Genomic DNA, 13791 nt, shown 5'->3' on the forward strand with positions numbered 1-13791 from the left:
TATTCTGTAATAAGTCTTGTCTCTATTCTGTAATAAGTTTAGAATAAAATGATTTAGTTTCCTAGGAAACAATTAATGTAAAAAATTTTATTCTACTGGATTCCTATCCACGCAGGAATAACAACATTATCTAATCTTATCTAATAAATCACTTAACTGAGTAGCTTCTTTATTATTTAAGTTAGCCAGTAAGTCTTCATTAAAATTAGTATCAATTACTTTTAAAAGATCCAACCCCTTTTTAGTAATATTTATATGCACCACTCGCCTATCATCCGGACAAGATAATCTTTCAATTAATTCTTTTGCACAAAGTTTATCCATTAAACGAGTTGCATTGGGTGCTCGTTCTAGCATTCGTTCTTTAATAACTTGAACTTTTAAAGGCTCTTTGGCTCCTCTTAAAATCCTAAGGATATTATATTGTTGAGGTGATATTCCGTAAGGTTTAAAAAATGTATTTTGTTTACTACTAATCCAATTAGCTGTATATATAATATTTAATAAAGCCTTCACCTTGTCATTTGCGAATTTTGAATTTATATCTTTAGCTATATCACCCATTACCAGCAAATTACCCTCTTAACTTTAAGTCTTTCATTACCTTATTAAATGTGTCTGAAGTTGGTGTTTTATACACTTCCTCATCTACAAATAATGTTGGTACTTTAATAGCTCCATCATATAGTTCTTGAGTATGTGCTTTAGCATCTTCGTCCACCATGATGTCTTTGTATTCAAATGGTATTTCAGCCATCCTCAAAAAGTTCTTATATGCTACTGTATGCGCATGACCTTTCTTACCGTATAATTTTATCTTCATAGTTTACTTTCTCATTAAAATAACACATCCGAATATTCAGGGTTTTTATCGAAAACAGCTTTAGCAAATGGACATAAAGGCATTGCTTTTATATTATTTTCTCTCATAAAATTAACTGAAGCTTCTACCAACTTATAACCAACTCCTTGCCCTCTTAGGCCATCGCCAACTTCTGTATGATCTATTATAAGCTTATCGCTGCCGGCCCAAGTATAAGTCATTAATGCCTCTCGTTTTCCATCAACTTCGAGGTAAAATTCTCCTTTTTTACCATCATCTTCTTGTTGAATATTCATAGTTATCCTCTAAAATCTACTTTTACATGAGCTCCGTCACAATAAGGCTTATTGTTTGAAGCGCCACATCTACAAAAAGCTGTTGTTTTATTTTTCACTTCTTTTGAGCCATCAGAGTTTGTAATATTCAACGTTCCATATACTAATAATGGTCCATTTTCTAAGGCCTCTACTTTAGTTTCCAATTGAACAGCTTCTTTATTATCTTCTCCCTTTGAGATATAGGATAATGCTCCTGAAGGACACGCTTCTACTTGCTTTTTTATACGCTCTGTGGAGGCTCCATCCATATTGATCCAAGGACGATTTTGTGGATTAAATACTTGTAATAATCCTTTCCAACAATTTTTTGCATGAATGCATATTCCTGGTTTCCAAACTACAGTAATATCGTCATTACTATAATGTTTTACTACTTCTTTTGTATCTGACATATCAGTAAAATTTAGTTAGTATTTTGTTTCATATGATGATAAGAATTGCTAATAATATCTTTTAAAACTGATGTATCTACATCTGAAAGTTTTTTAAGATATAAGCAGCCTTTACCCATACTGTGTTTTCCTAATTTATCTAGAAGTTCGGTTTGATCTTCTAAACCAAACATTAGGTGTAATGAAATATCATTCTTTCTATTTCTAGGTGAAAATCCTGTTAAAAACCACTCACCTTCTTTGCCAGCTTTAGTTTTATAGCTGTACTTACCAAATCCAACCATCTTACTACCCCACATTTTTGCGCCAGTGTCAGAAATGTCTTTCATCATATTTAATAACTCAAAACAATCTTGTTGTTTAGTCGCATCCTCAATAGTATTTAGGAATGTTAAAACATCTTCATTGTTTTCTTTAGTTTTTAAATATGATGACATCGCTTAAAATTTATTTTTTAGGACCTCCACAGCATCTTTTAACTTATCATTCAAGGGTTCATCAGAAATTTTTCCTTCCTTAAAGTTATCAAAAAAGCTTGGTAAAGAAAAACTACTCACAATGTTTCCGCCCATGTAAGGGAAACGACTATTTGCTAATTCTAAAACTGAAGCTCCTCCTCTACCTCCTGGTGAGGTTGCCATTAACAACATTGGAATGTCTTTTAATAACTTACCATCTATACGAGACATCCAGTCAAACAAGTTTTTAAAAGCTGCCGAATAAGCCCCATTATGTTCAGCCAATGAAAGGATAATCCCATCAGAAGATTGTAACTCTTCTAAAAACTCCTTAGCATTTTCTGGTATGCCATTTTCATTCTCTATATCTATACTATATAATGGCAACTCATAATCGTTTAGGTCTAATACCCTTACTTCATTACCGTATAATAAACTACCTGCGTAGGCAGCCAATTGTTTATTGATCGATGTTTTACTACTACTTCCTGCAAAAGCTGTGATTCTCTTCATGTTGTTTTATAATGTTTTTCCTAATTTTTTACTATAAATATATGATACAATAAGTAACACCATCGCCACTACAGCTCCCATTTGCTCTCCATCGTTAATCATAACATGTGCAAAAAAGGCTAATACGAATGCAAAGAAAAATCCGGCATAAGCCCATTCTTTTAAAACTTTATTACCAACAAACCAAATAGCTACAAGACCAAATAGTTTAGCAATAGCATATGGATAAATGATATAAGTCGGATAGCCAAAACCTTTAAAAAACTCTGACACTTGGTCATGATTAAAGAAATACTGACTAACTGAAAATAACATTAATAAAGTTAACAAGCCAGTTGCGATGTAATAGATTATTTTATCTCTTTTCATTTTGATTATGTTTTTAATTTGATGCAAAGTTATGAAAAATAAATTTAGTTTCCAAGGAAACTATTTACATGGTATTTACCTAAACAAAAAAAGAGCCTCAAAATGGAGGCTCTCTTATAATTTGATATATTTATCTAGGCTACGGCGTTCATTACTGGCTCTTTTTGTGCTTTTTCTTCAACCAATTTGAACTGATTAGAAGTATTTTTCTCACCTCCTGCTTTTAACGCATTATCACCAGCAAAGAATGTTTTATGATCATCGCCAAGATCAGACCCAGCCATTCGTTGATGCTTCACGCATGAAACTCCTTTACGAATTTCTTGTCTTTGTACACCTTTTACATAAGCTAGCATTGCTTCTTTACCAAAATAATCTTTGGCGAGATCATTCATATGCAGTGCTGTTGTATGATAAGTAGGCAATGTAATTAAATGATGGAAAATACCAGCTTCTTTTGCTCCATCAACTTGGAAATTCTTAATTTTCACATCTGCCCTATGGCATAATTCTGATCCATCATACTGAGCATCCATTAAATTATTTCTATCATAACCAGTCATATTTTCACCTTCTTCTAACATGTCTTCATAAGCCTGATTACGGAAATTTAGCGTCCAATTAAAGGATGGAGAGTTGTTGTATATTAATTTTGCATTTGGCATAACTTCTCTAACTCTATTAACCATATGAGCGATTTGCTTTAGATCTGGTGTTGGGGTTTCTATCCATAATAAGTCAGCACCATTTTGCAAACTCGTTATACAATCTAAGACTACCCTATCGATGTTAGATCCCTTTTTAAATTTATATAGACCATTTGCTAATCTAGTAGGCCGCACTAATTTTCCGTTCCTTCTTAGCAGCACATCATCTTCCTTAGCTTCTTCAATAGTAATCTCCTCAGCTTCAACAAATGCTAAATATTTCGATGCTAAATCACCTGGTTCTTTACTTACAGGTAATTTTTGCGTAAGACCAGCACCCTCAGAGTCTGTTCTTGCTACAATAACGCCATCTTCTACACCTAATTCTAAAAATGCATATCGTATAGCATTTAGTTTAGCAATAAAATCCTCATGAGGCACCGTAACTTTCCCGTCTTGATGACCACATTGCTTAGCATCTGAAACTTGATTTTCTATTTGAATGGCACAAGCACCAGCTTGAATCATTTTCTTAGCTAATAAATAAGTAGCTTCTTCATTACCAAAACCTGCATCAATATCTGCAATAATAGGGACGATATGAGTTTCGAAATTATCTATTTTCTCTTGCACATCTTCACCATTCTCAAGTTTTCTAAACAAATCATTCAATTCAATAGCATCTGCTTGACGTAAGAAATCATAAATTTCTTCAATAAGTGATGGAACTGCTGTTTTTTCATGCATTGATTGATCTGGTAATGGTCCAAACTCTGAGCGCAATGCAGCAACCATCCAACCCGATAAGTACAAATACCTTTTGCTAGTTGTTTTATGATGCTTTTTTACCGCAATCATTTTTTGCTGTGCCACAAACCCATGCCAGCATCCTAATGACTGTGTGTATTTAGATGGATTTAGATCATACTCAGCCATATCACTTCTCATAATTGAGGCAGTGTACTTGGCAATATCTAATCCTGTTTTAAAACGATTTTGCATCCTCATTCTAGCTGCTCTTTCTGGCTTAATAGTATTCCAGGTGTGTCCGTACTTTTCTTTAAGGTTTTTTATAGTATCTATTGCAGAACTATAATTTGCTTGTCTGAGATTTTTCATAGTTTTGTATTGTATTAATTTACGTTTATTAAATCACCCTTTAATTTTGCGGTTTTGGGGTGGTTTTTTTATATGTATTGATATGCTTCTAGCGTTAAAAATTCTTGGTAATCTTCAGTAAGAACCAGCTTATCGAACAATTCAATAGCCAAATCAAATTTTCCTTTTTTATAGCGTTCCTCCCCCACTAATTCTTTAATTTTCTCTATTTCTTCTTGTTGCAATTGAACATATTTCTCTATACTAAAAACTTCTTCATTATCTAGCATAACTTTGTTTTGCAACCAAAGCCAAACAAGTGTTCTTGAAATTTCAGCTGTAGCTGCATCTTCCATTAAATTATATAATGCCGCAGCACCTTTGCCCATCAACCACGATTCTATATATAAGATACCAACATTGATATTCTCTCTAATTCCTTCTTCGGTAATCGAACCTTTAGGTTGCTCAATTAATTGTTCTTCAGTAACATTTAATTCTGCTCTTTTAATGTGAATTTGATTTTTAGTTGGCATATGTATATTAAAAATTTCTGTAGCCAATGTAACCAAGCCTGGGTGTGCTACCCATGTACCATCATGACCATTTTTAACTTCACGTTCTTTGCCTTTTTTAATCTTTTCAAAAGCTCTTTTATTAGCTTCTTCATTATTTTTTATAGGTATTTGCGCTGCCATACCGCCCATAGCATGCACACCGCGCTTATGACACCTTTGAATTACTCGTAATGAATATGCTTCCATAAATGGTGTGGCCATAGTTACCTGTGCTCTATCTGGTACAAAGAAGTTTTTATGCTTTTTTAATTTTTTAATATAAGAGAAAATATAATCCCAACGTCCGCAATTTAGGCCAGCCATATGATCTCTCAACTCATAAATAATTTCATCTAGTTGAAAACTGGCAGTAATCGTTTCTATTAAAACTGTAGCTTTAATAGTTTGCTGCGGAATTCCTAAATATTCTTGCGCAAATACAAAAACTTCATTCCACCATCGAGCTTCTAGGTAATGCTCTAATTTTGGCAGATAGAAATAAGGCCCACTACCATTAGCCAATAATTGTTTTACATTATGAAAAAAGTACAAGCCAAAATCGACTAAAGAGCCAGACATCGCTTCACCTTCTATTGTTAAATGTTTTTCATTTAGATGTAAACCTCTTGGTCTAACCAATAGTGTTGCAACATTTTCATTTAATTGATATGTTTTTCCTTTGGTGGGACTATCAAAAGTGATTGTTTTATTTACAGCATCTCTAAGGTTGATCTGCCCCTCCATCATATTATCGAAAGTTGGTGAATTACTATCTTCAAAATCTGCCATAAATACCTTAGCGTCAGAATTCAAAGCGTTAATGACCATTTTGCGATCTGTTGGCCCTGTAATTTCTACTCTTCGATCTAACAAATCTTGAGGTAATGGAGCCGCAACCCAGTCGCCTTCTCGAACTTCTTTTGTTTCTTTTGGAAAAGTTGGTAAATAACCTTTGTCGAACTTTTCTTGTTGTTCTATTCTTTTCACTAACAATTCTAATCTTTTATCATTAAAACGATCATGTAAATTGATTAAAAACTCTAAAGCTCCATCACTTAATACTTCTTCATAGTTAGAAATATTTGAACTGTAAATTTTCACCTTATTGGCAACTACTTCGTTAAATATCATAGTATATTTTTTAGATGACGCAACAAACATATAATAAAAAACGTTAGCAAACAAGCGAACGTTCGCTAAATTTTTTAAATTTATTATTTTTTGTACATTCGCAGATCATAATTTGCAACACTATGGTTATTGAAGAAGAATATATTCGCTTGATTTTTGGATTGAAAATCAAGCAAATACGAACCGAAAGGAATCTATCTCTTTTTGGATTATCAAAATTAACTGGGCTTTCAAAATCTTATCTAAACGAGATTGAAAAAGGAAAAAAATATCCTAAAACAGATAAAATAGTAATACTTTCTGACGCTTTAGAAGTTCCTTATGATCATTTAGTTTCATTAAAATTAGATAAGAATCTTGCTCCAGTTGGTGAGATTTTACAATCTAAAATTTTGAAAGAAATACCTCTTGAAGTTTTTGGAATTAAGGAGAGTACTCTTATAGATATTGTTGCTAATGCTCCTGTTAAAGTAAATGCCTTTATAAACACAGTTATAAAAATTGCTCAGCATTATAGTTTTTCAAAAGAAAGCTTTTTCTTGGCATCTTTACGTTCCTATCAAGAAGCTCAAAATAATTATTTTGAAGAAATAGAAGTAGTAGTAGAAAAATTTGCCAAAGCCTATAGTGTCAATCTTTCCAAACAAGTTTCTACAAAAGAATTAGAAGAAATATTAATTGAAGAATATAAATACACCATAAATAATAAAGAGTTATCTAAACATGACAACCTGAATGAGTTACGCTCAATTTTCATTCCTAAAAAGAAAAATTTGCTAATAAGTAGTAATATAGGTGAATCTCAAAAACGATTTATTTATGCAAAAGAAATAGCTTATAACTATTTAAAAATTGAGGATCGACTGTATACTTTTCCTTGGATAAAGTTTGAGAATTTCGATCAGGTTTTAAATAACTTTTTAGCCTCCTATTTTGCAGGAGCTTTATTAATACCAAAGGATCGGTTGATTGAAGAATTAAAAAATTTCTTCCAAAAAGAAACATTTCATAAAGATTCATTTACTGAATTAATGTTTAAGTTTACCAACTCTCCCGAAACATTTTACCAGCGATTAACAAATGTTCTACCTAAGCAATTTCACTTTAAAAACTTGTTCTTTTTAAGGTTTACACATGAGTTAGGCAGTAATCTTTATCACCTTAATAAAGAGCTACATATTACACAACAACAAGCACCCAGAGCTACTGAATCTAAAGAGCATTATTGTAGGAGATGGGTGTCATTGCGGACTCTGAATTTATTATCTAATCAACATGATAAGAAACACGTATTTGATGTACAGATATCAGATTATCCAGATAGTAAGAGTAAATACCTAGTATTATCATCTGCAACAGAAGACCCCTTTAAACAAGGTGTTTACAGAAGTGTGAGCATAGGCATGTTGATTTCTCCACACTTAAAAAAGCATATCAATTTTCTTAATGACACGACAATTAAAACAAAAGAAGTAGGAGTTACTTGTGAAACCTGTGCAATTAAAAATTGTGCAGAAAGAGCTGCTGAACCAATTAAATTAATTACTAAAAGGCGTCATAAAGAAATTGAAAATATTGTTAGTTCAATTATGGATAAATTTTCAAATTGAATTGATTAAGTACTCTTGGTAAATCACACAATTTTGTACTTTAGCACAATTCTAAATAATTATAGATTTTAATGGATATCAACTTCAATAAAAACGAAGATCATAATAAATTACTGGTTTCAGATTTAAAAAAACGCTTAGCTAAAGTCAAATTAGGTGGTGGACAAAAACGAATTGACAAACATCACCAGAAAGGAAAGTTAACAGCTCGCGAGCGTATTGATTTTTTATTGGATAGTAAAAAACCATCGATTGAAATTGGTGCTTTTGCCGGTGAAGATATGTATCAAGAACATGGCGGTTGTCCATCTGGAGGAGTTGTAATTAAAATTGGATATGTTCAAGATAAGCAATGTATTGTTGTAGCAAATGACGCTACAGTAAAGGCAGGTGCGTGGTTCCCAATAACGGGAAAGAAAAACCTACGTGCTCAAGAAATTGCTATTGAAAATCGATTGCCTATTATATACTTAGTTGATTCTGCAGGAGTATATCTACCTATGCAAGATGAGATTTTTCCAGATAAAGAACATTTTGGACGTATTTTCAGAAATAATGCCGTAATGAGTAGCATGGGTATTACACAAATAGCTGCTGTAATGGGTAGTTGTGTAGCAGGTGGAGCCTATCTGCCTATTATGAGTGATGAAGCTTTGATTGTAGATAAGACAGGAAGTATTTTTCTTGCCGGAAGTTATCTAGTAAAAGCTGCTATCGGAGAAAGTATTGATAATGAAACTTTGGGTGGTGCAACTACACATTGTGAGATTTCTGGTGTTACAGATTATAAAGCGAAAGATGACAAAGATGCCCTGTCTACTATCCAAAATATTATAGGTAAGATTGGTGATTTTGAAAAAGCTGGATATAATCGGACTGAAGCTCAGCGTCCTAAGTTAGACCCAAATGAAATATATGGTATACTTCCAAAAGCCAGACATGATCAGTATGACATGTATGAAATCATTAAGCGCTTGGTAGACAATTCAGAATTTGATGAATATAAAGCTGGTTATGGCCAGACCATTATAACAGCTTATGCTCGTATCGATGGTTGGGCTGTAGGGATAGTTGCTAATCAACGAAAAATTGTAAAAACTAAAAAAGGTGAAATGCAATTTGGTGGTGTAATCTATTCTGATTCAGCTGATAAAGCAACTCGTTTTATTGCTAATTGTAATCAAAAGAAGATTCCATTAGTCTTCCTACAAGATGTAACTGGATTTATGGTCGGTAGTAAATCAGAACATGGTGGTATTATAAAAGATGGCGCTAAAATGGTAAATGCGGTTAGTAATTCTGTAGTACCAAAGTTTACGATTGTTATCGGAAATTCTTATGGTGCTGGCAATTATGCCATGTGTGGAAAGGCTTATGACCCGAGATTAATAGCTGCTTGGCCAAGTGCAGAATTAGCAGTAATGAGTGGTAATTCGGCTGCTAAAGTATTATTACAAATAGAAACTGCCTCTTTAAAAAAGAAAGGTGAAGAAATTACTAAAGAAAAAGAAGAAGAACTCTTCAATAAAATAAAGTCTCGATATGACTCACAAGTATCTCCGTATTATGCAGCTGCACGTATTTGGACAGACGGAGTTATAGATCCACTAGATACTAGAACCTGGATATCTATGGGTATAGAAGCTGCCAATCATGCACCGATTGAAAAACCATTTAACTTGGGACTTTTACAAGTTTGATATTACCAAATTATATGAAAAAATTATTATTTCTATTTATGTTTCTCATTGCTGTTGCAACATATGCGCAAAAGCAAGAGGCAACCCTTTATTTTAAAGATGGAACAGAAATAACTGGTCTTGCTAAATTTACAAAATTTGGAGAAAAAATTAGGTTTAGAAAAAAGAAAGGTGACAAAAAAATAATTTACACTAGTAAAGATATAGTATATATAAAAATTAAAGAAAAGGTAAATGTTCATCTATTTAACGCTAGGGGTGATATAAAACATTCTACTTACTACTATGTAAATATTAAAGATCAAGATTCTCCAAAATTGTTAGAACTCATAGTAAAGGGAAATGTTACCTTATATAAAAGACTTAAAGAAGGTTATAATACTCCTATGTTTACAGGTGGAGGGGTAAACGGCCCTGGTATGATGATAGGAGGCGGTTCTTATTCAATAAGTGATTATTATGTGATAAAAGAAAATGAAGACATCGTTACCCATTTAGGAACAAAGGGTGGTTTATTTTCGAAAAATTTCAAAAAAGCTGCATCAGAATACTTTAAAGATTGTAAAAATTTGGTGGAAAAAATACTAAACAAAGAATTTAAGAAAAAGGATATTATGGAAGTAGTTGAGTTTTATAATAAAAATTGTAGTAAATAAATAATGTTTTAATAAATGGGAAGAGCATTCGAGTTTAGAAAAGCACGAAAAATGAAACGTTGGTCAGCTATGGCCAAAACCTTTACGCGTATTGGTAAAGACATTGTAATGGCGGTTAAAGAAGGTGGCCCCAACCCTGATACAAATTCAAGACTTAGAGCAGTTATTCAAAATGCAAAGGCAGCTAATATGCCTAAAGACAATGTTGAGCGTGCTATAAAAAAGGCATCTGATAAAGACACAGCTAATTATAAAGAAACTTTATTTGAAGGATATGCTCCTCATGGTATTGCTGTATTGGTTGAAACTGCAACAGATAATAATAATCGAACTGTAGCTAATGTGCGTGCGGCTTTTAATAAATGCGATGGCACTTTAGGCACCTCAGGTTCTGTTGTATTTATGTTTGATCATACTTGTAATTTTACGGTTAAGAAAGAAGATATTTTAATTGACATGGAAGAACTAGAACTTGAGCTGATTGATTTTGATGTTGAAGAAATCTTTGATGATGAAGAAGGTATTATTATCTACGCTCCATTTGAGCAATTTGGCGCGATTCAGTCGTTTTTTGAAGAAAATAACGTTGAAATACTATCTTCAGGATTTGAGCGTATTCCGACAACTACAAAAAAACTCTCAGAAGAAGAGCAATCAGATGTAGAAAAGTTATTAGAAAAATTGGAAGAAGATGATGATGTGCAAAATGTGTATCATTCTATGGAAATGAATTAAAAATGAATGAGACTTATTCTATTAATGAACTACCAAAAATTGCTAGAACTTTAATAAATACCGTTAAAGGGAAAACACTACTCTTTAATGGTGAAATGGGTGTTGGTAAGACGACGCTTATAATAGAACTAGCGAAACAATTAGGTGTAAAAGATGTTGTCTCTTCCCCTACTTTCTCTTTAATTAACGAATATCATTCCCGACAAGGGGAAATCATTTATCATTTTGATTTTTATAGAATTAATAGTGAAGAAGAAGCTTTAGACATCGGTGTAGATGATTATTTTTATAGTGGTAATTGGTGCTTGATCGAATGGCCAGAAAAAGTTAAAAATTTACTACCTTTAAATGCTGTTGCTATTCATTTATCAATAAATGATGATGGAACGCGCTCTATTACCATCAAATAACCAATTATGAGTAAAAAACAATTTTCGCCTTTTAGTAAGGAAGAATTAATGCCTAAGCCAGAAATGCTTGAGATAAAAAAGCAAAAAGGTGAATTGTTTATTGGTATTCCCAAAGAAACTCATCTTCAAGAAAAGCGTATTTGTCTAACTCCAGACGCTGTAGCTGCTTTAACTAATCATGGTCATAGAATTGTAGTAGAGTCTGGCGCTGGTGAAGGCACCAATTATACAGATAATGAATATTCTGAAGCTGGTGCGAAAATATCGTATAATGTAGAAGAAGTTTTTGGTTGTAATATCATCTTAAAAGTAGAACCTCCTTCAATAAAGGAAATTGAAATGATCAATCCGCAAAGCGTTTTACTTTCAGCTTTGCAATTAAAAACACAAAATAAAAAGTACTTTGAAGCGCTGGCAAAAAAACGTATTACAGCTATTGCTTTCGATTTTATTACTGATGAACATGGTGTATATCCTGTTGTGAAATCATTAAGTGAGATTGCCGGAATTTCTTCCGTTCTTATCGCGTCAGAATTAATGAGTAACTCTAATGGAGGTAACGGCTTGTTATTTGGTAATATTGGCGGTGTACCACCATCTGATATTGTAATTTTAGGAGCGGGTACTGTTGGTGAATTTGCTGCCAGATCAGCTATGGGTTTAGGCGCACGTGTTAAAGTGTTTGATAATTCTATTACTAAATTAAGAAGACTACAAGAAAGCTTAAACCATCCGGTATACACTTCTACTGTGCAACCAAAAACATTACAAAAGGCTTTAATGCGATGTGATGTAGCTATTGGTGCTATTCGTGGTAAAACAAGAACGCCAATAGTTGTTAGTGAAGAAATGGTTGAACAAATGAAAGATGGTGCCGTAATTGTTGATGTAAGCATTGACAGTGGTGGATGTTTTGAAACTTCCGAAATTACCACTCATAAGAAACCTACTTTTACAAAGCATGGAGTTATACATTACTGTGTACCAAATATACCTTCTAGATATGCTAGAACAGCCTCATTATCAATCAGTAATATATTTACACCTTACTTATTACATATTGCAGAAGAAGGTGGTATAGAAAATGCCGCAAGATTCGATAAAAGTCTCAGAAAAGGAATGTATTTTTACCACGGAATTTTAACCAATAAAGCTATAGCTGATTGGTTCGGTCTTCCTTTTAGAGATATTAATTTATTGATTATTTAATGAGTTTAAAACGACGTTTCACGCTGTTTGGTTTCGGTTTTTTTATTGGTATTGTTTTATTACTATTTTTCCTTAACGGGAAGAATGCTTCATGTAATTACTTTCCGAATGCAAGGATGCTAGAAATCTTACGTAATAAGGACAGGAATTATACCACTGAAGTACGACAGTTAATGATAGAAAATAATATTGATTCTACTGAAATTGCCTATTTCTTAAGTCATGGAGATATCGATTTTTCTAAAAGTAAACCAAGACAAGAACCTTGTCGTTACTACTGGATAGATGGTTATTTAAAAGAAAGATACTCTTCTATCTATGTTGAAAATTGTGATACAATAGTAACTGTGCAGAGAATTTATTTTAATCAATAAAAATGAAAGAGCAAACTTTTCAATTATCAAAAGAACACGAGTATATTCAACTAAATAACCTGTTACAGCTTTTGCAATTGGCACAAACTGGCGGTCATGCAAAAATTCTAATTCAGAATGAAGAAGTATTAGTAAATGGCAGTATTGAAACTAGAGTCAGAAAAAAAATAAGAAAAAATGATCTAGTTCAAATTGAAAAACATAAAATTAAAGTTATTTAACAATAAATAATTACTTCTTTTTAACGCGAACTGCATTCATTCCTTTGGCGCCTTTTTCCAGCTCAAAAGTGACTTTATCATTTTCAGAAATCTCGTCAATCAAACCACTTACGTGCGTAAAGTATTTTTCTTGAGTATCTATATCAGTAATAAATCCGAAACCTTTTGAAGAATCAAAAAATGCAACCTTACCATTTCTAATTGGGTCTACCTCCACTTCTTCCTTAGTATAATCAAGGTTTATGGTTTCGGCATCGACCTTTTGTTTCATTGCAGGATCTGGAGGTGTGTCAGTTAATTGTCCATTGTGATCTACATAAGCAAAAGGAATACCACCGCCTTTTTCTGCTTTTCTAGCTTCTTTCTTTTTAGCTTTTTCTTCGCGCTTTTTAAGACGTTTTTTTTCTTTTTCCTTTTTATTAAATGTTTGTTGCGATTTTGCCATTCGTTTAATTACAATATAGGTTAATACTATAGTTTAAGAAAAATTGAGAGACTAAACGAATGCTTGAAAGAAAGGTGAAAATTATTTAGAATAATTTCTCAAACA

Annotated in this window: 18 protein-coding genes; 8 read left to right on the forward strand and 10 right to left on the reverse strand. The window is 32.7% G+C overall.

What is annotated here, in order from left to right:
- Nucleotides 1–126: 126 nt before the first annotated feature.
- From AC1EUV_RS06020 to aceB, 9 genes are all read right to left on the reverse strand, one after another.
- Nucleotides 127–564, reverse strand: a complete 438-nt coding sequence (locus AC1EUV_RS06020) for a MarR family winged helix-turn-helix transcriptional regulator (RefSeq protein WP_480197777.1) — start codon at nt 562–564, stop codon at nt 127–129.
- Between the two features lie 10 nt (nt 565–574).
- Nucleotides 575–823, reverse strand: coding sequence for a glutaredoxin family protein (locus AC1EUV_RS06025; protein ID WP_480197778.1), 249 nt, complete (start codon nt 821–823; stop codon nt 575–577).
- Between the two features lie 14 nt (nt 824–837).
- The gene (locus AC1EUV_RS06030; protein ID WP_480197779.1) at nt 838–1119 is read right to left on the reverse strand and encodes a GNAT family N-acetyltransferase; all 282 of its coding nucleotides are present in this window, start codon (nt 1117–1119) and stop codon (nt 838–840) included.
- A 2-nt stretch (nt 1120–1121) separates the two neighbouring features.
- Nucleotides 1122–1553, reverse strand: coding sequence for a (4Fe-4S)-binding protein (locus tag AC1EUV_RS06035; RefSeq protein WP_480197780.1), 432 nt, complete (start codon nt 1551–1553; stop codon nt 1122–1124).
- Nucleotides 1554–1564: 11 nt separating this feature from the next.
- Entirely contained in the window at nt 1565–1990 is a 426-nt protein-coding gene (locus AC1EUV_RS06040; protein ID WP_480197781.1) for a DUF1801 domain-containing protein, read from the reverse strand.
- A 3-nt stretch (nt 1991–1993) separates the two neighbouring features.
- Nucleotides 1994–2524 (reverse strand): NADPH-dependent FMN reductase, encoded by a 531-nt coding sequence (locus AC1EUV_RS06045; RefSeq protein ID WP_480197782.1) that lies wholly within the window; start codon nt 2522–2524, stop codon nt 1994–1996.
- 6 nt (nt 2525–2530) lie between these two features.
- Nucleotides 2531–2893, reverse strand: a complete 363-nt coding sequence (locus tag AC1EUV_RS06050; RefSeq protein WP_480197783.1) for a DoxX family protein — start codon at nt 2891–2893, stop codon at nt 2531–2533.
- A gap of 134 nt (nt 2894–3027) precedes the next feature.
- Entirely contained in the window at nt 3028–4659 is a 1632-nt protein-coding gene (locus AC1EUV_RS06055; protein WP_480197784.1) for an isocitrate lyase, read from the reverse strand.
- Nucleotides 4660–4727: 68 nt separating this feature from the next.
- Nucleotides 4728–6326, reverse strand: a complete 1599-nt coding sequence (aceB, locus tag AC1EUV_RS06060) for a malate synthase A (protein WP_480197785.1) — start codon at nt 6324–6326, stop codon at nt 4728–4730.
- 128 nt (nt 6327–6454) lie between these two features.
- Here aceB and AC1EUV_RS06065 point away from each other — a divergent pair, with 128 nt between their 5' ends.
- The 8 genes from AC1EUV_RS06065 to AC1EUV_RS06100 all read left to right on the forward strand — a co-directional run bounded on the left by AC1EUV_RS06065 (nt 6455) and on the right by AC1EUV_RS06100 (nt 13241).
- Nucleotides 6455–7936: a helix-turn-helix domain-containing protein gene (locus AC1EUV_RS06065; RefSeq protein WP_480198284.1), complete on the forward strand. Its 1482-nt coding sequence runs from the start codon at nt 6455–6457 to the stop codon at nt 7934–7936.
- Between the two features lie 71 nt (nt 7937–8007).
- Nucleotides 8008–9636 carry an acyl-CoA carboxylase subunit beta gene (locus AC1EUV_RS06070; protein ID WP_480197786.1) on the forward strand — a complete coding sequence of 543 codons (1629 nt, stop codon included), beginning with the start codon at nt 8008–8010 and terminating at the stop codon, nt 9634–9636.
- Nucleotides 9637–9650: 14 nt separating this feature from the next.
- Nucleotides 9651–10292 carry a hypothetical protein gene (locus tag AC1EUV_RS06075; RefSeq protein ID WP_480197787.1) on the forward strand — a complete coding sequence of 214 codons (642 nt, stop codon included), beginning with the start codon at nt 9651–9653 and terminating at the stop codon, nt 10290–10292.
- A gap of 15 nt (nt 10293–10307) precedes the next feature.
- A complete protein-coding gene (locus AC1EUV_RS06080) occupies nt 10308–11027 on the forward strand; it encodes a YebC/PmpR family DNA-binding transcriptional regulator (protein ID WP_480197788.1) in 720 nt (239 codons plus the stop codon).
- Between the two features lie 2 nt (nt 11028–11029).
- Entirely contained in the window at nt 11030–11437 is a 408-nt protein-coding gene (tsaE, locus tag AC1EUV_RS06085; RefSeq protein WP_480197789.1) for a tRNA (adenosine(37)-N6)-threonylcarbamoyltransferase complex ATPase subunit type 1 TsaE, read from the forward strand.
- A gap of 6 nt (nt 11438–11443) precedes the next feature.
- Nucleotides 11444–12646, forward strand: coding sequence for an alanine dehydrogenase (locus AC1EUV_RS06090; RefSeq protein ID WP_480197790.1), 1203 nt, complete (start codon nt 11444–11446; stop codon nt 12644–12646).
- Complete coding sequence (locus AC1EUV_RS06095) at nt 12646–13020, forward strand: hypothetical protein (RefSeq protein WP_480197791.1); 375 nt, start codon at nt 12646–12648, stop codon at nt 13018–13020. Before AC1EUV_RS06090 ends, AC1EUV_RS06095 begins: the two co-directional genes overlap by 1 nt.
- 2 nt (nt 13021–13022) lie before the next feature.
- Nucleotides 13023–13241, forward strand: a complete 219-nt coding sequence (locus AC1EUV_RS06100; protein WP_480197792.1) for an RNA-binding S4 domain-containing protein — start codon at nt 13023–13025, stop codon at nt 13239–13241.
- Nucleotides 13242–13251: 10 nt separating this feature from the next.
- Here AC1EUV_RS06100 and AC1EUV_RS06105 read toward each other — a convergent pair whose 3' ends face one another.
- Nucleotides 13252–13686 (reverse strand): cold-shock protein, encoded by a 435-nt coding sequence (locus AC1EUV_RS06105; RefSeq protein ID WP_480197793.1) that lies wholly within the window; start codon nt 13684–13686, stop codon nt 13252–13254.
- Nucleotides 13687–13791 lie beyond the last annotated feature (105 nt).

It is taken from the genome of Maritimimonas sp. 2304DJ26-3, from assembly GCF_056591635.1.